Source organism: Halalkalibacter sp. HAAS-P013 (assembly GCF_056619925.1).
Genome location: NZ_JBWQTU010000004.1, coordinates 194,721 through 215,287 on the forward strand (window position 1 = coordinate 194,721; position 20,567 = coordinate 215,287).

Genomic DNA, 20,567 nt, shown 5'->3' on the forward strand with positions numbered 1-20,567 from the left:
TTAACTTCATGGAGGATTTAGGATGAAAGGTAGTAAAAATCATATTGCATTATCTATAGCAGCTCTTTTTTTATTTATTTTCGGATTGTCTGGATGTGCTGCATCAAATGTATCTACAGATACAACTGCTAGTAAAACGCTGACAGTTGCTTTCCCATGGAGCCCGGCAAGTCTTGATCCACATGGGAGCAATAGTTGGGAAGTAATGCGCTCAGGCACGGGGGAAACATTGATCCAACTTAACGACCAATTGGAGCCAACATCTTGGTTGGCAAAAGAATGGAAACAAGAAAATGAAACAACATGGATATTTATGCTTGAGGAACAAGTGAAATTTCATAATGGCAATATGATGGACGCAAATAGTGTTAAAGAGTCATTGTTAAGGTCTTTAGAGAAAAATCAAAGAGCGAATGATTTATTGCAAATAGAAGAAATAGAAGTATTGGCAGCAGATGAATTAAAAGTTGTAACTAGCAATCCTAATTCAGCGTTGATTGCTCATTTAGCTGATCCTTCTACTATGATTGTTGATGTAACATCGGTGGAAGATGAGAATGTCTTTCCTGCTCTCACAGGGGCCTTTAAAATAAAACAATTTAACAAAGGTGAATCACTTCTTGTAGAGAGCTATGACAACTACTGGGGAGAGCAAGCGCTATTATCAGAAGTGAAAATCAAATATATATCTGATGGAAATACGCGATTAATGGCGTTGCAATCTGGGGAGATAGACGCTGCAACAGATATTCCAATTGATAGTATTTCCTTATTAGATAACGATGACAATATTGAAGTGTTAACAGCTCCATCGCTACGAACGCATATGCTTCTTTATAATATGAATTCTCCTTTGTTTAAGGAAGAAACTTATCGAAAAGTGATTGATAAAGCTATTCCACGTGAAGAGATTGTTAATTCAGTCATGATAGGACATGGTACAGTAGCAAACAGCCCATTTTCAGATATTCTTCCTTTTGGTAAAGTGGAACGAAATGAAGACAAGAAATCGATTGAACAATTAATGACGCAAGACGGTTGGAAGAAAAATAGCAATAGTACGTGGGAAAAAGAAAAAAAACCGTTTGAAGTTACGATGTTATCTTTTCCGCAACGACCAGAACTTTCTGTAATGGCTGAAATTATCCAAAGTAGATTAGCAAATGAAGGAATTAAGGTTAACATTCGTCAAGTTGAAAATATTGATGATGCTTTAGGGAAGGAAGATTGGGATTTATCAATGTATAGTATGTTAACAGCACATACTGGTGACCCACAATATTTTTTAAATGTTTTCTATCGTTCTGATAGTCAATCAAATGTTAGTCAATATGTTTCAAATTCTTTGGATAGTATGCTCGATCAATTAAACGAGACAACGGAGACAGAAAGCCGAAACCAATTGGCTGTACAAGCACAAGAAACGATTAATGCAGATCTTCCGCAATCATTTATCGTTCACCCAAAGACGATTTTTGGTGTGAAGAATGAAGTACAAGGGTTTATCCCTCACCCTATTGAGTATTACTATATACATTCACAAATTGATGTGAATGAATAATGGGTGAAAGCTGAGATGATTCGCTTTTGTTTTGAACGGATCTTTCAATTATTATTAGTCATGTTTTGTGTATCTACTTTTACTTTTATTCTATTAAGGTTGTCGCCAGGGGATCCAGCTTCTATTTTACTTTCAATGAATGATGTACCCGTGTCTGAAGAAGCATTGACAGACTTACGAATAGAACTAGGGTTAACGGAGTCATTATGGACTCAATATATACAATGGTTAATGGATGTTTTTACTGGACAGTGGGGGACCTCATATGTTTCTAAAGAACCTGTGGTTGATGAATTGTTAAGAAGGTTGCCTGCTACCTTAGAATTAGCGATTGCTGGTTTGCTTGTTATGGTATCTATCACATTTATTATGGGTATTGGTACTGCGATTTTTTCTAATGGATATTTGGATCGAATTGGTCAATTTATGGCCTTATTAGGATCAGCCATTCCCTCCTTTTGGTTAGCCTTTATATTCATTTATATTTTTTCTGTACAATTTGGCTGGTTCCCTTCTATGGGGAGGGGAAATTGGCAGAATCTTGTCTTACCAGCTGTTACACTTGGCCTTGGTATGGGTACCATCTATGCCCGTGTATTACGTGCAAATATGTTGGAGTTAATGAATCAAAACTTTGTAAAAGCAGCAAAGGCCAGGGGGTTATCCCAGGCTCGCATTCTCGTATTTCAAGTTTTAAAACATGCTTTCTTGCCTATTGTAACGATGCTAGGCACGAGCTTGGCATTTATGTTAGGTGGTAGCATTATTATAGAATCCATCTTCTCCTGGCCCGGTTTAGGTAAATATATTATTGATGCTATTTCCCTTCGTGATTATCCAGTCATTCAAGGGTATGTGATTTTTGCTTCATTCTTATTTGTTTCCATCCATATTCTTGTCGATATCATTTATGTAATCTTAGACCCACGTTTAAGAGCCGGTTAGGAGGAAAACCAATGAAAGAGGCCGTGCAAACAAATTTACACTTATTTATTGGAATTGGATTCCTTTCAAGTATTATCTTAATCGGTCTTTTTGCACCGTGGATTGCTCCTCACGATCCACTGGCTATTAATCTTTCTAGTAGACTATCACCTCCGAGTTGGAATTACCCGTTTGGAACAGATCATTTAGGACGTTGTATATTAACACGGATTATTTATGGAATTAGAATAACCGTATCAGCATCGTTTTTCATAATGATTTTCACTGGGGTGATTAGTCTGCCTATAGGACTTTTAACTGGTTATGTGCGCGGTCGTACGGACCATATTTTCATGAGGATGATTGATGGGACTCTTGCGTTCCCAGAAATTGTACTAATTATCGCTATTGTTGGTATATTAGGACCGGGGTTTTTTAATATGGTTGTGGCGATCATTATGGTGCGATGGGCTAACTATGTTCGTCTCATTCGTAGTCTTGTTTTAAAAATAAGTAAGGAAGATTATATAGTATCAGCCCGAATGTCTGGGAATTCTCATCTGCAAATTATGAAGCGCTACATCCTTCCTCAAATTCTTTCACCAGTCTTTGTTTTTGGAGCTTTGGATATGGGGAGGATTGTTCTGCTAATTGCGGGACTTTCTTTTTTAGGTTTGGGAACTCAGCCACCAATACCGGAATGGGGTGTGATGCTGCATGATGCAACCTCTTATTTTCAAATTGCCCCACATGTTATGATCTTTCCAGGTCTCGCCATTATGTTCTTCGTATTATCGTGTCAACTAATCAGTGATCGGTATAAAAAATTGGAAGACTCAATCTGAAAAGAGGTGTAAGATGATTACATACAAAGCCCCTTTATTAAACGTTGAAAAATTAGAAATATCCTATTATGAAGCTAGTGAGTGTAGTCCGGTAATTTATGATGTATCGTTTCAATTGTATCCAGCTGAAATGGTTGCGTTAACGGGGCCAAGTGGGTGTGGCAAAAGTCTGACTTCTCAAGCAATTGTTGGTTTGTTGGAAACAAATTTCAAAGTAACTAATGGTCATATTATCTACAAAGGTGAAGATATCCTCCATTATGATAATAAAGCCTGGCAAAAGCTTCGTCGTGACGAAATAGCTTTATTAATTCAACATTCATTAAATGGTTTAGATCCAATCCGTACTGTAAAAAGACAGATGATAGAAACAATAAAGCAAAAGAAGGAATGGCTAAAAAAAGATATAGAATCATATTTACATAGTCTTTTAAGTCAAGTTGGATTTACAGATCCCAAATATATTCTAACCTCTTATCCATTTGAATTAAGCGGGGGGATGCGTCAAAGGATTTTATTAGCCATGATGTTAAGCTTACGTCCAAAAATCTTAATTGCTGATGAGCCAACAACAGCTCTTGATGTAATAAATAGAGACAAAGTTTTATCCTTACTTAAGAAGATTCAGCATGAGTTTGGGCTAACAATTTTACTTATTTCACATGATAACAAAAGTGTAAATAGATTCGCAGATCGAGTCGTACAAATGTGTTAAGGAGTAGTTGTGACATGAGTCTACTTGAGTTATGCTATGTAACAAAGGAATATCCATCTAGAATAAATAAAAAAACGTGGCTTAGAGTTAATCCCAACTATAAAGCTGTTAAAGAAGTTAATCTGAGTTTAAATAAAGGAGAAAGTCTGGCACTTGTTGGAGAAAGCGGTAGTGGAAAAAGTACATTAGCTAAATTAATTATGAAGTTGGAAACAGTATCATCAGGACAAATTCTACTAGACGGTCAATGTATATATGGGAAACAGATGACAGATTTAGCGATTTATAAACGTATCCAACTAGTATTACAAGACTCATCTACTTCCTTACATCCAAAAATGCGTGTAGAAGAAATTCTGAAAGAACCTATTCATAATTATTTCCAAGAACAAAAAGCAGAGTGGAAAAGATTAGTTTTAAAATTGTTGAACCTAGTAGGTCTTGACGATTCTTACTTATCACGGTACCCCGCTCAATTAAGTGGAGGACAAAAACAGCGCGTGTGTATTGCAAAGGCTTTAGCAGTACAACCTGACCTTATTATATTTGATGAGTCGATTGCTAGTTTAGATAGAGAGTCTCAAGCATCTATAATAAATATGTTAAAGAACATCCAAAAAAAAGAACAGATATCGTATTTATTCATTACTCATGATCTTGAATCGACAAAAAAATTATGTGATCGAGTGGCTGTTATGTATCAAGGTGAAATTATAGAAATTTTTAGAAATTGGAACCTGCGACAGTTAAAACACCCTTATACACGTTTATTGGTACATAATTTTGTTGAAGTTTGAGAAAGGCAGGAGCGCTTTAACGAAATAGACGACCTGGAGGAACTAAATGTTTACTGAAGAAGAAAAGAAAGCATTGTATAAAGTCATATATAAAAGACGAGATATTCGAACTTTTCTACCAACGCCTATTCCTGAAGAATCAATATATAACCTCCTTAATGCGGCTCATCATGCCCCATCAGTTGGATTTATGCAACCATGGAATTTTATTATGATTACGTCTCAAACAGTGAAAGAGCGTCTTGCCTGGGCAGCAGATAAAGAAAGAAGAGCTCTTGCAATTCATTATGAAGAACAAGAAGCGAAACAATCTCATTTTTTAAATTTGAAAATTGAAGGGATAAAAGAATCCCCCTTAACAATTTGTGTAACGTGTGACCCGACTAGAGGAGGGTCTCATGTCTTAGGACGCAACTCTATTCCTGAAACAGATCAACTGTCTACTGCTTGTGCCATTCAAAATATGTGGTTAGCAGCGTGTGTAGAAGGGTTGGCACTAGGTTGGGTTAGTTTTTATAAAAAACAAGATGTGCGTGATATACTAGAAATTCCGCCACATATTGATCCTGTAGCACTTTTAACAATTGGTTATACCAATGAATATCCAGATAAACCAATTCTTGAAACGTCAAAATGGGAAGAAAGAAAAAATTTGGATCCTCTCATTTTTAAAAATAAATGGGGAGAGAATGAAAATCTTTGAAGTAATTTCGACAAAATAAATAATTAATTTACAAGGCATGAGAACTTTATTATAATAGCTTCTAGAGCAAAAAATGAATATTAGACAAATAGGTTTCTTGAATGTTCAGGTTTTCTGACATTCAAGACTAAGAGGGAAGTTGGTGTAAATCCAACACGGTCCCGCCACTGTAAGCGATGAGGATGGTTAGCTAAAATCCACTGTGTGTAATCACATGGGAAGGATAACCTACGAAGATTCGTAAGTCAGGAGACCTGCCTATCTGTAATATTAAGCTTCCTCGAGGAAAGGAATGTTTAAGAGCACACGTATTTTACATACTTGAGTATTGAGTAGATAGTATTATGTTTTTGTAAGACTACTACATACGTGCCTTTTACATTCACGCTTTCCTTTGGAATAGCGTTTTTTTGTGCTCAAATTAAAGGGGGAAAGAGAAATGAATAGTGAATTTTTGAAAAAATGGGGGCTTGTAGGTCTTGTACTATTGTTTACGATGGCTATTATTACAGGCTGTGGAACAACAGAGCAAAATACTCAAGATGACGTGAACGCAGATGAGGAAGAAATTGCTGCTGAAAATCAAGTTGAATCAGAAGCAGAGAGAGAAGAACTCTTTCCTGTAACGATTGTTGATGATGCAGATCGCGAAGTAACAATTGAATCAGAGCCTGAAACGATCGTTTCGATTCAAGCTAGCAATACAGAGGTATCATTTGCACTAGGATTAGGAGATAAAGTAATTGGAGTATCTGATTATTGTAACTATCCAGCGGAAGCTCTAGAAATTGAAAAAGTTGGCGCTCAAGATATGAATGCAGAACTTATTCTGACTCTTTTGCCAGATATTGCTCTCGTAACTGATTATCATTACAACACGCATCTAGAAACTCTTGAGCAATTTGAAGAAGCTGGTATTAATGTCGTAGTCGTTGGAAGTGCTTCATCTTTTGAGGATGTTTATAACAAGATTGATATGATCGCTACAGCAACTGGAAGTCAGACTGTAGCAGAAGAAATCATTTCTGATATGAAAGAGCGTCTTGAAGCAATTAAAGAACAAGCAGAAGAATCTATTACTGATAAGAAAAAAGTTTGGGTTGAAGTTTCACCAGCTCCTGATATTTTTACAACAGGACAAAATACATTTATGCACGAGATGCTTGAATCCATCCAAGCAGTGAATGCAGCGGGGGATCATGAAGGCTGGGTAAGTTTAACGGAAGAAGAAATTGTTCTGTTAAATCCGGATGTCATTATTACTACGTACGGTTATTATGTTGATAATCCTAGTGGTGACGTTCTTGCACGTGATGGATGGGCTGAGGTACCTGCTATTCAAAATGAACAAGTATTTGATGTAGATAATGATACAGTAACCAGACCTGGTCCTCGTTTAATCGAAGGAGTGGAGACACTTGCAGAACTCATCTACCCAGAAGTATTTAAAAAATAAAATTGTTTGGTTATATATAGTAAGCGGAGGGTTTGTACTAGGTACAACCCTCCTTGGCTTATTGGTAAGCAGTGTGACCATTCCTATTCCTACAATTTTACATATTGTGTTAGATTATAGTTTGAATCTTGGATGGCTTACAGACGTTCCAAGAAATGAAGAAATGATTATTTGGAATATTCGCCTTCCACGGGTTCTTCTTGCGTTTTTCGTTGGAGCTTCACTCGGACTAGCTGGTGCGGCTTTTCAAGGGCTCTTGCGTAATCCACTTGCTGATCCTTACACGATTGGTGTCTCATCCGGAGCAGCTTTAGGAGCTGTATCAGTTTTGTTCTTTCAAGTGACGATCGTAGGGTTAGGGAATTTCACATTGCCGGTTGTTGCGATAATTAGTGGGTTTGTTACATTGCTTGTTGTATTTGGCCTTGTTCGGTTAAGTAGTCGAAGCTTGGCGATTGAAACCATCATCCTTGCTGGAATTATTATTAGTGCCTTTATTGGGGCTGTTACTTCTTTAATTATTTCATTAGGTGACAGAGATGCTATGACACAGATCATTTATTGGTTGTATGGAAGTGTTGGAATGAGGGGCTGGAGCCACGTACAACTGATTGTTCCTTTTATGTTTATTGGCTCAATTATCCTGCTTATTCATTACCGAGAGTTGAATGCGCTGGCTTTAGGAGAAAACGCCGCAGATCACATTGGAGTGGATGTGAAAAAAGGAAAGACCTATATCTTAATTGGAGCTTCATTATTAACAGGAGCAGCTGTTGCCGTTTCTGGGTCCATAGGATTTGTTGGTCTTGTCATCCCTCATTTAGTTCGTCTTTTAACGGGTCCTAATCACAGGCATGTACTTCCATTGTCGATTCTAGCAGGAGGATCATTTCTTATACTCGCAGACTTAGTGGCTAGAACGATAATTGCCCCAAAAGAATTACCAATTGGGGTAATTACAGCTCTAATAGGGGCACCAGTATTTGCAACATTGTTGATTAGGGAGAGAATTGGGAGGGGAGATAGAAGTGATTAAGGTTGAAAGTTTAGTAGGAGGCTACACAAATACCGCTATTATTAATGGATTACATTTAGAGATTGAAAAGGGAGAATTTTTCGCTTTACTGGGCCCAAATGGTAGTGGGAAAACAACCTTATTTAAATTAATAACTGGACAACTACCAATTAAAAAAGGAGATGTTCTATTATCCGGGAAACCTATTTCCTCACTCTCTAAGCTTGAAAAAGCGAAAAAAGTAGCTGTTTTATCCCAAGAAGTACAAGTCTCTTTTGATTTCACAGTTGAAGAGATTATCAGTCTTGGACGTTATCCCCACCAGAAGGGGGTATTAAAGCAATTATCAAAAAAGGATTGGCAAGTCATTGAGGAAGTAATGGAGATAACAAAAGTCAGCCATTATCGAAAAACTCAATTTCGAATGATAAGTGGTGGTGAAAAACAAAGGGTTTTGTTAGCAAAAGCGTTAGCACAAGAACCAGAACTGTTACTTTTAGATGAGCCTACAAATCATTTAGATATTAAACACACATTTCAAATGCTCGACTTATTAAAAGAGCGTCAACAATCAATGGGATTAACAATCTTTGCTATTTTACATGATTTAAATGTAGCTTCTCTTTACGCCGACCGAATTGCTTTGCTTCACAATGGAGCTTTTCTAGATGTTGGTGGTGTCGACACATTGCGTAAAGAAGGTCAATTAAAAAAAGTTTATGAAGTCGAGGTGAACACGCAGTCCCACCCAGCAGTCCCAAAACCCCAACTGCTAATGACACCCAATCACTCATTACAAGAAGAACCTTTCTTATTTAAAGATATATATATAATAGAGCAAAATGATCAGTACATTCATGTTCAATTTGATAAGCCGCTACGGACGATATCAAATGGGGTGATAGGAGAAGGAATACAATGGGTAAATCACTTTTGTAATTTCCATGTTAAGAAAAATTATGATTGCTCTAATCCTAAACAGGATATACGGATGTGGATGGAGATTCATGATATTCCTTACGAACAAGCTGTTGGGATGATGACAGCTGTAAACCTAGAGGATATGGTTGTGATAGAAAAAGTAATAGAAGGAATCTCTATGCTAGTGATCGTTACAGCTGGAGTAGGTAATGCCGTTGATATTACGACAGAAGCAAAGAAAAGACGAAAGACACAAGTCGGAACAATTAATACAATGGTTTTTGTCGATGCAAATTTCTCAGACGGTGCTCTTGTGAATGGGTATATGTCTGCAACAGAAGCAAAAGTAAAAGCCTTGCAGGAACTTCAAATAAAAGACCCTGACTCTCATACTATTGCTACAGGAACATCAACCGATGCTCTACTGTTAGCACTAACACAGAATGGAGAACAGACGCCATATGCTGGGTCTGGTACGGATGTTGGAAAAGGTATTGGGCAAATGGTATATGATGCAACACATAAAGCAATACGAAAGTATTTAGAAAGAGTTCAAAATTAATTTAGACGATTTTTGCAAATTGAAGAAATTTAGAAGGAGGAGTTGACTTTGTCATTAAACAGAAGAATTGTGATTGCGGGGACCGGAAGTGGGGTTGGTAAAACAACATTGACAATTGGCTTAATGTCAGCTTTAAAAAAGCGCGGGTTAACGGTTCAGGGATTTAAGTGTGGTCCAGATTACATTGATCCTTCCTACCACACAGCTGTGACGAACCGCCCGTCCCGTAACTTAGATAGTTGGATGCTCACGCAAGATAGTGTGTTGGACATTTTTACTCATGGCAGTCAAGGGGCTGACATTTCCATCATGGAAGGCGTTATGGGCTTTTTTGATGGGAAAAATCCAAAAACAAACGAAGGTAGTACGGCTGAGATTAGTATGATAACAAAAAGTCCTGTCTTGCTAGTAGTAAATTGTGCAAGTATGGCCAGAAGTGCAGCGGCTATTGTAAAAGGGTTTCAATTATTAGCAGAAGGGCCTAATATTGTCGGGGTTATCGCCAATAAAGTAGGTAGCGAAGGTCACTTTCAGTTAGTAAAGACAGCAATAGAGCAAGAATGTCACGTTCCTGTCATCGGTTACTTGAAACGAGAACTTGATATTGAAATCCCAGAGCGTCACCTAGGACTCATTCCTTCTATTGAAAGAGGAGAACTTGATCCTTTTTTTGATAAATTAGGAGAGCTGGTTCTTGAAACGATTGATATGGACAAACTTCTTGAATTATCTAAAGCGGAGCCAATAATACGAAAAGAAAGTTCTTCTCTTTTCGAACGAAGGAAAGATCCATTCGTTACGATTGCGGTAGCAAAAGATGCAGCGTTCAATTTTTATTACCCTGAGAATCTAGAAATCTTGGAAGCACATGGGGTGGAAATTGTTTATTTTTCTCCATTAGCCGACGAACCGCTACCGGAACAAGTAGATGGGCTATATATTGGCGGAGGGTTTCCTGAAGAATTTGCACGTGACCTAGCAAAAAGCACTAAATCAAAAAGTTCAATAAAAGTTGCCATTGAAAATGGCTTGCCTACACTCGCTGAATGCGGGGGGTTCATGTTTTTAACAGAAGCCATTGAAACGACTGAAAAGACGAAGCATGAAATGGTAGGCGTCATCCCAGGACATGTACAGATGCAATCTAAATTAGCTGCACTCGGGTACAGGGAGATCACTGGACAAAACAATAATTACTTACTCGGAAAGCAGATAGCCAAAGGACATGAATTCCATTATTCGTCCTTTCAGAGTGCTATAGAAGATATCCCATATGCTTATGAAACAAAAGGCATGCGTGGTTCAAAAAAAGAAGGCTATGTAACACATAATCTAGTGGCGGGTTACACCCATTTTCATTTCGCATCGTGTCTAGATATGGTTGAGAAGTGGATTGAAAAATGTTTAGAAAATAAAGCTAATTAGGAGTAAAAGAGTATGAAGCAATATCGGATTCCAGAGCTAAACAAAGATATGGGAAAACGGGTTTATGAATATATCAACACTTTAACGAAACCGGTTGGAAGTCTTGGTAGGTTGGAAGAATTAGTTATACAACTTGCAGAAATGAAGAATGAGGATTTTCCAAGTGTGACTAAGCCAGGAGTTCTCGTTTTTGCTGGAGATCATGGGATTACAGCTGAAGGTGTGTCCGCTTACCCGCAGTCTGTTACAGAGCAGATGGTTCGAAACTTTCTAAGTGGTGGTGCGGCTATCAATGTCTTTAGTAGACAAATAGACGCAATGCTTGAAATTATTGACATAGGGGTTACTACAGACATTGAACATAATAATCTTGTAAACAAAAAAATTCGTTACGGAACCGCTAATTTTTCAAAGGAAGATGCCATGAGTCGAGAAGAAGCGGAAGCGGCAATCGAAGCAGGCTATTTTCAAGCGTTAGAGATGGTCAAAAGAGGTGTACAGTGTCTTATTCTTGGTGAGATGGGTATAGGAAACACCACGGCAAGTAGCGCGGTGTTAGCTGTACTTAGTAACAAAGATGTAGATTCAATAGTTGGTAATGGGACGGGTATCTCATCGGAACAATACATACATAAAGTTCAAGTTATTAAACAAGCATTACAACAGCGCGATCCAAATCCAGATGATCCTATAGATGTTTTAGCCAAAGTAGGAGGGCTTGAAATTGCTGGAATGACAGGGGCCATGCTTGCTGCAGCTGAAAATCGAATACCGGTTCTTGTAGATGGGTTTATTTGTACAACTGCCGCATTAATTGCTAAAGCAATCTCAAAACAAGTGGTTGATTATATGATCATTACCCATCAATCAGTAGAGCCAGGGCATGAGGTAGCCATTTCATTATTAGGGAAGAAACCAATTTTAAATTTAGGACTGAGATTAGGAGAAGGCACTGGGGCAGCCATTGCCTTTCCCATTGTTCAATCAGCCACATTAATGCTAAAAGAAATGGCTACTTTTAGTTCTGCTGGTATTTCAGAAAAAGAGTAATCTTTCTAACTTTTATAATAATAGGAGGTTAACATGAGTAAAGAATCACAAAAACGACAAGGCTTAACTCTTGTATATACTGGGAATGGGAAAGGGAAAACAACTTCGGCTTTAGGATTAGCTTTAAGAGGAATTGGTAGAGGGTTTAAGGTGAAGATCTTTCAATTTATTAAGTCACCAGAGAGGACATATGGGGAACAAATTGCCCTTAAAAGGTTGGGTGTTGAGATGGTTCAACTTGGGATAGGATTTACATGGACAAAAACTCCAGAGGAACATAGAGAAGCCTTAAGAAAAGCATGGCCCCAAGCAAAAGAAGCTGTTATGAGTGGAGAGTATGACTTAGTTATTTTAGATGAATTAAACAATGCTTTAGCCATTGACAAATTTCCAATCGATGATGTTTTACCCTTTAGAGAAGTGATTGAATTGATCGAAAACAAACCTTCACATGTTCATCTTGTTATAACAGGAAGAAGTGCCAAGCAAGAAATTAAAGAGCTGGCGGACCTCGTCTCCGTTATTGAACCCGAAAAACACTACTACAACGAAGGCATCCCAGCAGTAAAAGGAATAGAATTTTAGAGTTTAAACAAAAAGGGCGATCTTCCCTTTTTGTTTAAACTCGAAGCGATGAGCGAAGCCGCCGTAATGTTTTAAGCCATTTAGGAGCGCTCTTCTCATAAAAGGCGCACGGCGAGTGTAGCCATCGCAACCATGTTCGCACGATTATGAAAAAAACAGGTAGCTTTGCTTGTTGATAAACCGAGCGCACATTTAAGCTAAGAGGGACCTTCCCTCTAGATAAGGAACAAGTCAGGAGTGAAATCTCATGAATAAAAAAGCTATCCCGTTAATGATTCAAGGTACTCATTCAGATGCTGGAAAAAGTGCTCTTGTTACCGCTTTATGCCGAATATTTGCTCAGGATGGCTTTAAAACAGCCCCTTTTAAATCACAAAACATGGCTTTAAATTCTTACATTACTGTCTGCGGAAAAGAAATTGGCCGCGCACAAGGTGTACAGGCCGAAGCAGCAGGTGTTAATGCGACAACGGATATGAATCCAATTTTGATTAAGCCAAGTGGAGTATACCAATCACAAATTGTTGTTCACGGGAAGCCTTATAAAAATATGAAAGCTGGTGCATATCGGCAAGATTTTTTTCAACAAGGTTTAAAGTTGATCAAAGAATCTTACCGTAGTTTGTCTAATCAGTATGAACGAATTGTGATTGAAGGAGCAGGGAGTCCCGCCGAAGTTAATTTAAATGATCGGGAACTTGTGAATATGCGTGTTGCCAAGATTGCTAATGCACCAGTGATTTTAGTAGGGGATATTGAGAAGGGGGGAGTTTTTGCAAGTTTAGTCGGAACATTACAACTTCTTGAACCTGAAGATCGAAAAAGAGTCATAGGTGTGATGATTAATAAATTCAGAGGGGACATATCGTTATTACAGCCGGGACTATCTTGGTTTGAAGAGTATACGGGACTTCCCGTTCTAGGTGTTATTCCATACATAGATGACTTGATGATTGAGGCTGAAGATTCAGTTGTTTTAAGTCAATATTCGACTAAAGTAGATTCTTCCAAAGAGCTTGATGTTGCTGTCATCCGTTACCCAATGATTTCAAATTTTACGGACGTCGATCCTTTTTTTGAAGAGTCTGATTGTCATGTTCGTTTTGTAAAAAAAGCTGAAGAATTAGGGGAACCTGACTTACTTATATTACCAGGCAGCAAAAATACAATTGAAGACATGTTGTATTTACATGATTCAGGCTTATCTAATCGGATTTTAGAGTTAGCACATAAAGATACGATGATAATCGGCATTTGTGGGGGTTATCAAATGCTTGGGAATGTGATTGAGGATAAGCATGAAGTGGAATCTTCACATGTTGAGGCTACAGGATTAGGACTCATCCCTATGAAAACTTCTATGACACCCAAAAAAACAACGGTTCAGTCTAAAGGAGTTGTTAGTTTTGCACAGAGAGAAATACCAGTCTCTGGGTATGAGATCCATATGGGTGTATCTCAATATGACAAGGATTGTCGCCATTTTGTTCAATTATCAGAAAGAAGAGAAGGAGTAATTGGTTGTGATAATAAAATAATCGGAACTTATTTTCATGGGATTTTTCATAATGATTTATTCCGGGAAGTCTTACTTAATGAGGTAAGGCATACAAAAGGCTTAGAGCCAATTCATAATAGAGCTTCTTTCGCTAAGAAAAAAGAAGAAGGTTTTGATTTATTAGCCAAGGTTGTAAGGGAAAATATCCAGTTAAATCGAATTTATAAAATGATGACCGATTTTCAGGAGAAGAAGGACATGTAATCCCTATTGATTAATTTAGGATAAACAGGATGAAAAAAGAAACTAACAAAAAAGGAATCGAACCAAATGTTAAGTAATCTCACTACATTTAACGATCCCATTATTATATTATGTTTAATTTTAATGGGCGCTGTTTTATTAGATTTGCTAATTGGTGATCCTCGTTGGATGCCACACCCTGTTGTACAAATGGGGAAAATAATTTCTGGATTAGAGACGAGGTTAAATAAAGGAGAAAATCGAGTAAGGAGGGGGAGCCTCTTTACAGCAATAGTTATTTCTATTGTATTTGTTATTACCTTTTTAATCGTCTTCTTTGCATATAAAATACATCCGTTTGTTGGTGTTATAGTCGAAGTATACTTCATTTCAACAACAATTGCTATAAAAGGTCTTCGTTCAGCTGCGTTAAATGTTTTAACACCTTTAGTTGATGGGAATTTAGAGGAAGCAAGAAGAAACCTTGGTATGATTGTTGGACGTGATACGAAAAATTTGTCCGAGAGTGAAGTAGTCAGAGGAACGGTTGAGACTGTGGCAGAAAATACAGTCGATGGCATCACTGCTCCATTATTCTGGGCTATTATTGGAGGTGCACCTTTGGCAATGGTGTATCGAGCGATTAATACGTTAGATTCAATGGTTGGATACAAAAATGATAGGTATCAGCAATTTGGATGGGCATCAGCCAAGCTAGATGACGTGGTAAACTGGATACCTGCGAGAGTAACAGCCCTTACTATGTGGCTTTCTTCCTTTTTTGTCAAAGGATCAAAAAAAATTCATGGTTGGAAAATAACATGGAGAGATGCAAGAAAACACCCGAGTCCAAACAGTGGCTGGTCTGAAGCAATGGTTGCTGGGTTACTAGGAGTTCAATTAGGTGGAATCAATTATTATAGCGGAGTCAAATCTGTAAGAGCGCCAATGGGAGAATCGTTAAGAGAGTTAGTCCGGAACGATATAGGAAAATCGATTTTATATATGCATGGAGGGTGGATCATATTTTTCTTGATCGGCGTGTGCATTCTATATTTGATTAGATAAATTAAATGAGGTGAAAGAATGAAGTGGCCCAATCATGGCGGACAGCCAGAAACGATCAAACAACTCTTTAACATGAAGAAGGATATGAAGTTACTAGATTTCAGTGCCAATTTAAATCCCCTTGGACCTCCACCTTGGTTAAAAGAAGTATTAAATAAACATTACGATACAATTACTCGCTACCCAGAACCCACGTACTTTAGTAGCAGCAGTTCTTTAGCTTATCATGAAGGAGTGGAAGAAAGTCAGCTTCTATTAACGAACGGTGGAGCGGAAGCGATTTTTTTAGTAGCTAAATATTTTGAAAAAGGGAAAGCCTTAATTGTTCATCCAACCTTTATGGAGTACGAGCGAGCGTGTCACCATTATCATATTGATGTGAATGATGTCTTTTATGAGTCGGAAAATCAATTTCAGTTACCGTTAAAATCTATTCTTGAAAAGCTTACAAAAACAGATGTTATCTTTTTATGTCGCCCTAATAATCCAACAGGGACGGTTGTGAAAGAGGAAGATTTACACCTTCTTTTAGAAGAAGGGAAAAAAACGGGGACGACCATAGTAGTCGACGAGGCATTTGTAGATTTCCTGCCATCCTCTATTCCTTCTCTTTCTAGTTGGTTGTCTAAGTACTCCAATTTAATTTTATTACGTTCCTTAACGAAAATGTATACGATTCCTGGACTTAGAATTGGATATATTATGGCGAATTCTAAATTAGTTAACGCATTAAAGGAAGAGCAAATTCCATGGAGTATTAACTCGTTAGCGGATGCTATTGTTCCAAAACTACTAGAAGATACTTCGTTTGTTGAGAAGACAAAAGGATGGCTAAAGGAACAATCTCAATATGTGTTTAAGAGTTTAACGGATTTGGATTTTCATATTTATCCATCAAGAGTAAACTTTTATATCTTGCAGGATAAGAAGAAAAATACAAATGAGCTCTTTCAATTTTTATTACGCTATGGAATATTAACGAGGCACACTCATAATTTTAAAGGACTTAATGGAGAGTACATACGAATTGCGATTAGGTCAAAGGAAGAAAATGAAAAGCTAGTCTATGTTCTTAAGAAGTGGAGAAATGAATCGTGATTATTTTTATTTCTGGCGGTGCTCGTTCTGGTAAAAGTCAATTGGCTGAGCATTTAGCTGTTTCAACTTTTATAAAGGGACAAAAAGAAAACAAAAAAGGACGCTTATATTACATAGCAACTTCTAAGAAAAGTGATGCTGAAATGGAAGAACGTATCCAAATTCATCAAAAAGAAAGAGTAAAAGAGTGGGAGACGATTGAAGAGCCTTATGACTTCACATCGTTTCTTATACATTGTAATAAAGAAGATGTTATACTAATTGATTGTTTAACGATATGGTTAAGTAATGTTATGTTCGACTTAGAATATAGTATGAAAAAAACGAATGATATGGTTAACGTCTGGTTAGCCATTGCAAAAGAAAAGCAACTTCATCTTGTTTTTGTTTCCAATGAAGTAAATGAAGGGCTCCCTCATTCTTCCAAAGAAGTACTGACATATATATATGCTTTGCAACAAATACATAAGATCATTGTTGAACAAGCAGACCAGGCTATTCAAGTCATTGCAGGACTTCCAACTTACTGGAAGGGAGAAGAACGATGAAACACATGATGTATGGGTTTATGCTTGCGATTCAATTTCTTACACGATTACCCGTGCCTTTTCAGTGTCCTTGGAACAAACAAACAAGTAAATGGGCAATTCGATGTTATCCTCTTGTTGGTATTGTATTAGGCCAGCTGATACTCGTCTTGATATGGTCATTTGAATCATATCTTCCTATAAGTATGATGACTTTACTTGTTCTTACTGTATGGGTCTGGCTCACAGGTGGATTGCACTTAGATGGTTGGATGGATGTCGCTGATGCAGTAGGTTCAAATGCTCCGCTTGAGAAGAAGTGGGAGATTATGAAAGACCCCCATGTAGGAAGCTTTGGTATTATTGCGCTTATATTTTTACTGGCATGGAAAATGCTGATCATTTACGTTTTGCTCGAATCGAAGGTGGCTATTTATGCTTTCCTTTTTATTTTAGCTTTTTCTCGTTTAGGTGCTGTAATATTAATGATTTTTCTCCCAACGGCAAAACAACAGGGGTTAGCATGGGAGTGGAAGAAAAGCTTAAATTGGCTAGATAGTTTGTATGCTGCTGTTCCTATTGCACTGATCTTATTTTTCTTCCAAGATTTTCTCTTTTTCATTCCCGCATATTTTTTATTTATCGTTGTGTTTGGCCTGTGGATCAAGCATCGATTTAAAGGAACAAATGGGGACTTACTAGGCACAGCTATTGAAGGAGGAGAACTATGGGGACTTGTCATCACCTGGATTTATTTTTCGTTCGCCATGGCGTAACGGATTGGAATCAACAGAAAAGGTATTTAGGGCATACTGACCGAGAAGTAATCAAGAGCGAACTAGATCAGTTAACAGAGCTAAAAGATGAGTTAAAGAATATAAAATTTGACCATGTATTTACAAGTGATCTACGTCGTTGCCAAGAAACATTGACGTGTTTAAACCTGTCTTCGCACGCTTATGTTGATACAAGGTTAAGGGAAATGAACTTTGGCGATTGGGAAGGGAAAACCTACGAAGAGTTAAAACATAAATCTAGCTATCAAAATTGGCTCGATAATTGGGAACAGTATAGTACACCAAGAGGAGAGTCAGGTGAAAGTTTTAAAGCTAGAATCAACTCTTTCTTTGATGAATTATTTCAGAGATTACTAGAAAATAAGACAAATTTTAAAAAGCAAATTCTCATTATGACTCATGGAGGGGTCATTCGTTATTTTGTGTCTAAAATGGTACCGGCTCATCCCTTTTGGAATATTACAGTAAAACATGGGCAAGGGATTAAGTTGTCGTTAGTTTGGGTGAAAGGAGAATGGGTATGCAACTCATTATCGGAGGTGCCTTTTCAGGGAAAAGAAAAATTGTAAGAGGAATGATGACAAAATGCAGTTGGTTGTCTGCATACGATGGTGATTCAGTATCGAAATGGGACTTAAAGTGGGAAAAAGATTCAACGTTAGTAATGGAAGGGTGGGAAAACTGGTTAGCTGAAGAGTTGAACAATAAAAAAAATAGTAATGATATCCGTAGGAACATGCAATCTTTTCTTAGGTTATTAAAAGAAGAAGAACGGAAAAGAGCGAGTGAAATCGTTCTTATTATGTTAGAAATTGGCAGAGGAATTGTCCCTTTGCAAAAAGATGAGAGAATGGTAAGGGATCTTACTGGATGGGTTGCGCAAGATGCTGCTGAGGTTGCAGAAGAGGTCCATTATGTATGGAACGGATTATCAAAAAAAATTAAATAACGAACAACAAACAAGGGGTGATCCCCTTGTTTGTTGTTCGTTAGGGGTAATAATTAGCTTCATAATTAATTTGTATTTTATTGAACGCTTACCAATTCTACAGGTCCATGATCGTCACAGTGATCACCATGTACATGATGCAAGCGTCCATTAACTAAATAATCCATATGATCTCCATGAGGGACTAGCTCATGACCGCAATCTTCATCATGAGTACAACCACAATTCATAGGCATACACTCATTAGGGTTTGTTTCTGATACAGGGATTTTGCACTCATCCCAATGACCATTGTGTTCATGATGAAGGTGACCATTGTGTACGTAATCAATATGATCATCATGCTTAATCTTTGTATGACCACATGCCACGCTGTGCTTGTGGGGATGTTTTTCATGAATATGATGCTCTTGTTCCATTTTCGATCATCCTTTCTTGTTAATATAAAATTGATTTTTTTATCTTGTCCGTAGAAAAGGAAGTTCAAACATATTTAAGAAAATCTTTTGACAATATGTGAGACACGGTTTAGAATGTGATAATAGTAATCATTACGATTTGTTCGTGTGTAGGAGGTATTTATGAATAAAATCATTCCAGTCACAGTATTAAGTGGCTACCTTGGGTCTGGGAAAACAACTTTATTAAATCATATCTTGAAAAATCGTGAAGAATTAAAAGTTGCGGTCATCGTAAACGACATGAGTGAGATTAACATTGATGCGGAACTAGTGAAGCAAGGTGGCGAATTATCTAGAACAGAAGAAAAGTTGGTTGAGATGTCTAATGGGTGCATTTGCTGTACATTGAGAGAAGATTTGTTAATTGAAGTAAAGAAATTGGCTCTGGCAGGAAATATTGACTATATCGTCATTGAATCAACTGGAATTAGTGAACCAACTCCGGTTGCACAAACGTTTTCATATATAGATGAAGAATTAAATATTGATTTAACAAAATTCTGCCGTTTAGATACGATGGTGACTGTCGTTGATGCGAATCGTTTCTGGCATGATTTTCGTTCAGGAGATAGCTTACTCGACCGGAAAGAATCAATAGGTGAGGATGATACAAGAGAGATTGCTGATTTACTAATCGATCAAATAGAGTTTTGTGATGTTCTTATTTTGAATAAGTGTGACCTCATATCAGAGCAAGAGTTAGAAAAACTTGAAACCGTACTAAGAACATTGCAACCAAAAGCAAAGATCATTCGCTCTGTTAAAGCTGAGGTTGAGCCTAGCGAGATCCTAAATACACATTTGTTTGATTTTGAAGAAGCTAGCAATTCAGCTGGATGGATTCGTGAATTGACAGCGGGGCACGAGCAACATACTCCAGAAACAGAAGAGTATGGGATTTCCTCTTTTGTTTATATGAGGAGGGAACCATTTCACTCGGTACGCTTTCATAACTGGATCAACAATATGCCAACTAACATTGTAAGAGCCAAAGGAATAGCTTGGTGTGCAACTAGAAATAATCTAGCCTTATTAATGTCTCAAGCCGGAACGTCTGTAACCATTGAGCCAGTTTCCTACTGGGTGGCCAGCCTTCCTGAAGCAGAGCAAAAACAAATACTAAAGGAAAATCCTCATGTATTAAACGATTGGGATGTTGAATATGGTGACAGACATACAAAACTTGTGTTTATAGGAACAGACCTTGACATCGGTGAAATAACGAAAGAACTAGATGATTGCCTATTAACAGATACTGAATTTACAACAGATTGGAAAGGGTTAGAAGATCCATTCAAATGGATCTTACAGAAGTCGTAAGGTGGTAGGGAACATAAATGGTAATAATTACGATTTGTTGATTGTAA

The 20,567-nt window shown here is 37.5% G+C and carries 21 protein-coding genes and 1 riboswitch; of the genes, 20 read left to right on the forward strand and 1 reads right to left on the reverse strand.

The genetic code is table 11. From position 1 onward, the window contains the following. Window positions 1–22: 22 nt before the first annotated feature. The 19 genes from AC1FXP_RS08105 to AC1FXP_RS08195 all read left to right on the forward strand — a co-directional run bounded on the left by AC1FXP_RS08105 (window position 23) and on the right by AC1FXP_RS08195 (window position 18,739). On the forward strand, window positions 23–1,561 hold the full coding sequence (locus AC1FXP_RS08105) for an ABC transporter substrate-binding protein (protein ID WP_480060141.1): 1,539 nt from the start codon (window positions 23–25) through the stop codon (window positions 1,559–1,561). Between the two features lie 15 nt (window positions 1,562–1,576). After that, a complete protein-coding gene (nikB, locus tag AC1FXP_RS08110) occupies window positions 1,577–2,506 on the forward strand; it encodes a nickel ABC transporter permease (protein WP_480060143.1) in 930 nt (309 codons plus the stop codon). Window positions 2,507–2,517: 11 nt separating this feature from the next. Continuing rightward, entirely contained in the window at window positions 2,518–3,330 is an 813-nt protein-coding gene (nikC, locus tag AC1FXP_RS08115; protein ID WP_480060145.1) for a nickel transporter permease, read from the forward strand. 13 nt (window positions 3,331–3,343) lie between these two features. After that, a complete protein-coding gene (locus tag AC1FXP_RS08120) occupies window positions 3,344–4,045 on the forward strand; it encodes an ATP-binding cassette domain-containing protein (RefSeq protein WP_480060147.1) in 702 nt (233 codons plus the stop codon). Window positions 4,046–4,059: 14 nt separating this feature from the next. Beyond that, a complete protein-coding gene (locus tag AC1FXP_RS08125; protein WP_480060149.1) occupies window positions 4,060–4,842 on the forward strand; it encodes an ABC transporter ATP-binding protein in 783 nt (260 codons plus the stop codon). Window positions 4,843–4,888: 46 nt separating this feature from the next. Beyond that, window positions 4,889–5,545, forward strand: a complete 657-nt coding sequence (bluB, locus tag AC1FXP_RS08130) for a 5,6-dimethylbenzimidazole synthase (RefSeq protein WP_480060151.1) — start codon at window positions 4,889–4,891, stop codon at window positions 5,543–5,545. 78 nt (window positions 5,546–5,623) lie between these two features. Further along, a riboswitch (cobalamin riboswitch) is annotated at window positions 5,624–5,821 on the forward strand. A gap of 163 nt (window positions 5,822–5,984) precedes the next feature. Beyond that, on the forward strand, window positions 5,985–7,001 hold the full coding sequence (locus AC1FXP_RS08135; protein ID WP_480060153.1) for an ABC transporter substrate-binding protein: 1,017 nt from the start codon (window positions 5,985–5,987) through the stop codon (window positions 6,999–7,001). Then, window positions 6,964–8,037, forward strand: coding sequence for a FecCD family ABC transporter permease (locus tag AC1FXP_RS08140; protein WP_480060155.1), 1,074 nt, complete (start codon window positions 6,964–6,966; stop codon window positions 8,035–8,037). Before AC1FXP_RS08135 ends, AC1FXP_RS08140 begins: the two co-directional genes overlap by 38 nt. After that, window positions 8,030–9,499, forward strand: a complete 1,470-nt coding sequence (locus AC1FXP_RS08145) for an adenosylcobinamide amidohydrolase (RefSeq protein ID WP_480060157.1) — start codon at window positions 8,030–8,032, stop codon at window positions 9,497–9,499. Before AC1FXP_RS08140 ends, AC1FXP_RS08145 begins: the two co-directional genes overlap by 8 nt. Window positions 9,500–9,547: 48 nt before the next feature. Further along, window positions 9,548–10,924 (forward strand): cobyrinic acid a,c-diamide synthase CobB, encoded by a 1,377-nt coding sequence (locus tag AC1FXP_RS08150; RefSeq protein ID WP_480060159.1) that lies wholly within the window; start codon window positions 9,548–9,550, stop codon window positions 10,922–10,924. A 12-nt stretch (window positions 10,925–10,936) separates the two neighbouring features. Then, a complete protein-coding gene (gene cobT / locus AC1FXP_RS08155) occupies window positions 10,937–11,974 on the forward strand; it encodes a nicotinate-nucleotide--dimethylbenzimidazole phosphoribosyltransferase (protein WP_480060161.1) in 1,038 nt (345 codons plus the stop codon). A gap of 33 nt (window positions 11,975–12,007) precedes the next feature. Beyond that, entirely contained in the window at window positions 12,008–12,559 is a 552-nt protein-coding gene (gene cobO, locus AC1FXP_RS08160) for a cob(I)yrinic acid a,c-diamide adenosyltransferase (RefSeq protein ID WP_480060163.1), read from the forward strand. A 247-nt stretch (window positions 12,560–12,806) separates the two neighbouring features. Beyond that, on the forward strand, window positions 12,807–14,321 hold the full coding sequence (locus tag AC1FXP_RS08165) for a cobyric acid synthase (RefSeq protein ID WP_480060165.1): 1,515 nt from the start codon (window positions 12,807–12,809) through the stop codon (window positions 14,319–14,321). A gap of 66 nt (window positions 14,322–14,387) precedes the next feature. Continuing rightward, the gene (cbiB, locus tag AC1FXP_RS08170) at window positions 14,388–15,368 is read left to right on the forward strand and encodes an adenosylcobinamide-phosphate synthase CbiB (RefSeq protein ID WP_480060167.1); all 981 of its coding nucleotides are present in this window, start codon (window positions 14,388–14,390) and stop codon (window positions 15,366–15,368) included. Between the two features lie 18 nt (window positions 15,369–15,386). After that, a complete protein-coding gene (gene cobD / locus AC1FXP_RS08175; protein ID WP_480060172.1) occupies window positions 15,387–16,466 on the forward strand; it encodes a threonine-phosphate decarboxylase CobD in 1,080 nt (359 codons plus the stop codon). Further along, complete coding sequence (locus tag AC1FXP_RS08180) at window positions 16,463–17,014, forward strand: bifunctional adenosylcobinamide kinase/adenosylcobinamide-phosphate guanylyltransferase (RefSeq protein ID WP_480060174.1); 552 nt, start codon at window positions 16,463–16,465, stop codon at window positions 17,012–17,014. Before cobD ends, AC1FXP_RS08180 begins: the two co-directional genes overlap by 4 nt. Next, on the forward strand, window positions 17,011–17,769 hold the full coding sequence (gene cobS, locus AC1FXP_RS08185) for an adenosylcobinamide-GDP ribazoletransferase (protein ID WP_480060176.1): 759 nt from the start codon (window positions 17,011–17,013) through the stop codon (window positions 17,767–17,769). Before AC1FXP_RS08180 ends, cobS begins: the two co-directional genes overlap by 4 nt. After that, a complete protein-coding gene (locus AC1FXP_RS08190; protein WP_480060178.1) occupies window positions 17,721–18,359 on the forward strand; it encodes a histidine phosphatase family protein in 639 nt (212 codons plus the stop codon). Before cobS ends, AC1FXP_RS08190 begins: the two co-directional genes overlap by 49 nt. Then, window positions 18,311–18,739, forward strand: a complete 429-nt coding sequence (locus AC1FXP_RS08195; RefSeq protein ID WP_480060180.1) for a bifunctional adenosylcobinamide kinase/adenosylcobinamide-phosphate guanylyltransferase — start codon at window positions 18,311–18,313, stop codon at window positions 18,737–18,739. Before AC1FXP_RS08190 ends, AC1FXP_RS08195 begins: the two co-directional genes overlap by 49 nt. Window positions 18,740–18,816: 77 nt before the next feature. Here AC1FXP_RS08195 and AC1FXP_RS08200 read toward each other — a convergent pair whose 3' ends face one another. Beyond that, window positions 18,817–19,158 carry a hypothetical protein gene (locus AC1FXP_RS08200; protein WP_480060182.1) on the reverse strand — a complete coding sequence of 114 codons (342 nt, stop codon included), beginning with the start codon at window positions 19,156–19,158 and terminating at the stop codon, window positions 18,817–18,819. A 162-nt stretch (window positions 19,159–19,320) separates the two neighbouring features. On the opposite strand from AC1FXP_RS08200, the gene AC1FXP_RS08205 reads away from it, so the two are divergent. Continuing rightward, window positions 19,321–20,520 (forward strand): GTP-binding protein, encoded by a 1,200-nt coding sequence (locus AC1FXP_RS08205; protein ID WP_480060184.1) that lies wholly within the window; start codon window positions 19,321–19,323, stop codon window positions 20,518–20,520. Window positions 20,521–20,567: the final 47 nt, after the last annotated feature.

Excerpts from the sequence above, each read along its gene's own strand:
- AC1FXP_RS08195 (WP_480060180.1), top strand. The coding sequence starts at position 18,311 with ATGCAACTCATTATCGGAGGTGCCTTTTCAGGGAAAAGAAAAATTGTA.
- AC1FXP_RS08200 (WP_480060182.1), bottom strand. The coding sequence starts at position 19,158 with ATGGAACAAGAGCATCATATTCATGAAAAACATCCCCACAAGCACAGC.
- AC1FXP_RS08205 (WP_480060184.1), top strand. The coding sequence starts at position 19,321 with ATGAATAAAATCATTCCAGTCACAGTATTAAGTGGCTACCTTGGGTCT.
- cobD (WP_480060172.1), top strand. The coding sequence starts at position 15,387 with ATGAAGTGGCCCAATCATGGCGGACAGCCAGAAACGATCAAACAACTC.
- AC1FXP_RS08120 (WP_480060147.1), top strand. The coding sequence starts at position 3,344 with ATGATTACATACAAAGCCCCTTTATTAAACGTTGAAAAATTAGAAATA.
- AC1FXP_RS08125 (WP_480060149.1), top strand. The coding sequence starts at position 4,060 with ATGAGTCTACTTGAGTTATGCTATGTAACAAAGGAATATCCATCTAGA.
- AC1FXP_RS08165 (WP_480060165.1), top strand. The coding sequence starts at position 12,807 with ATGAATAAAAAAGCTATCCCGTTAATGATTCAAGGTACTCATTCAGAT.
- nikC (WP_480060145.1), top strand. The coding sequence starts at position 2,518 with ATGAAAGAGGCCGTGCAAACAAATTTACACTTATTTATTGGAATTGGA.
- cobT (WP_480060161.1), top strand. The coding sequence starts at position 10,937 with ATGAAGCAATATCGGATTCCAGAGCTAAACAAAGATATGGGAAAACGG.
- cbiB (WP_480060167.1), top strand. The coding sequence starts at position 14,388 with ATGTTAAGTAATCTCACTACATTTAACGATCCCATTATTATATTATGT.
- AC1FXP_RS08190 (WP_480060178.1), top strand. The coding sequence starts at position 17,721 with ATGGGGACTTGTCATCACCTGGATTTATTTTTCGTTCGCCATGGCGTA.
- AC1FXP_RS08105 (WP_480060141.1), top strand. The coding sequence starts at position 23 with ATGAAAGGTAGTAAAAATCATATTGCATTATCTATAGCAGCTCTTTTT.
- nikB (WP_480060143.1), top strand. The coding sequence starts at position 1,577 with ATGATTCGCTTTTGTTTTGAACGGATCTTTCAATTATTATTAGTCATG.
- bluB (WP_480060151.1), top strand. The coding sequence starts at position 4,889 with ATGTTTACTGAAGAAGAAAAGAAAGCATTGTATAAAGTCATATATAAA.
- cobO (WP_480060163.1), top strand. The coding sequence starts at position 12,008 with ATGAGTAAAGAATCACAAAAACGACAAGGCTTAACTCTTGTATATACT.
- AC1FXP_RS08135 (WP_480060153.1), top strand. The coding sequence starts at position 5,985 with ATGAATAGTGAATTTTTGAAAAAATGGGGGCTTGTAGGTCTTGTACTA.
- cobS (WP_480060176.1), top strand. The coding sequence starts at position 17,011 with ATGAAACACATGATGTATGGGTTTATGCTTGCGATTCAATTTCTTACA.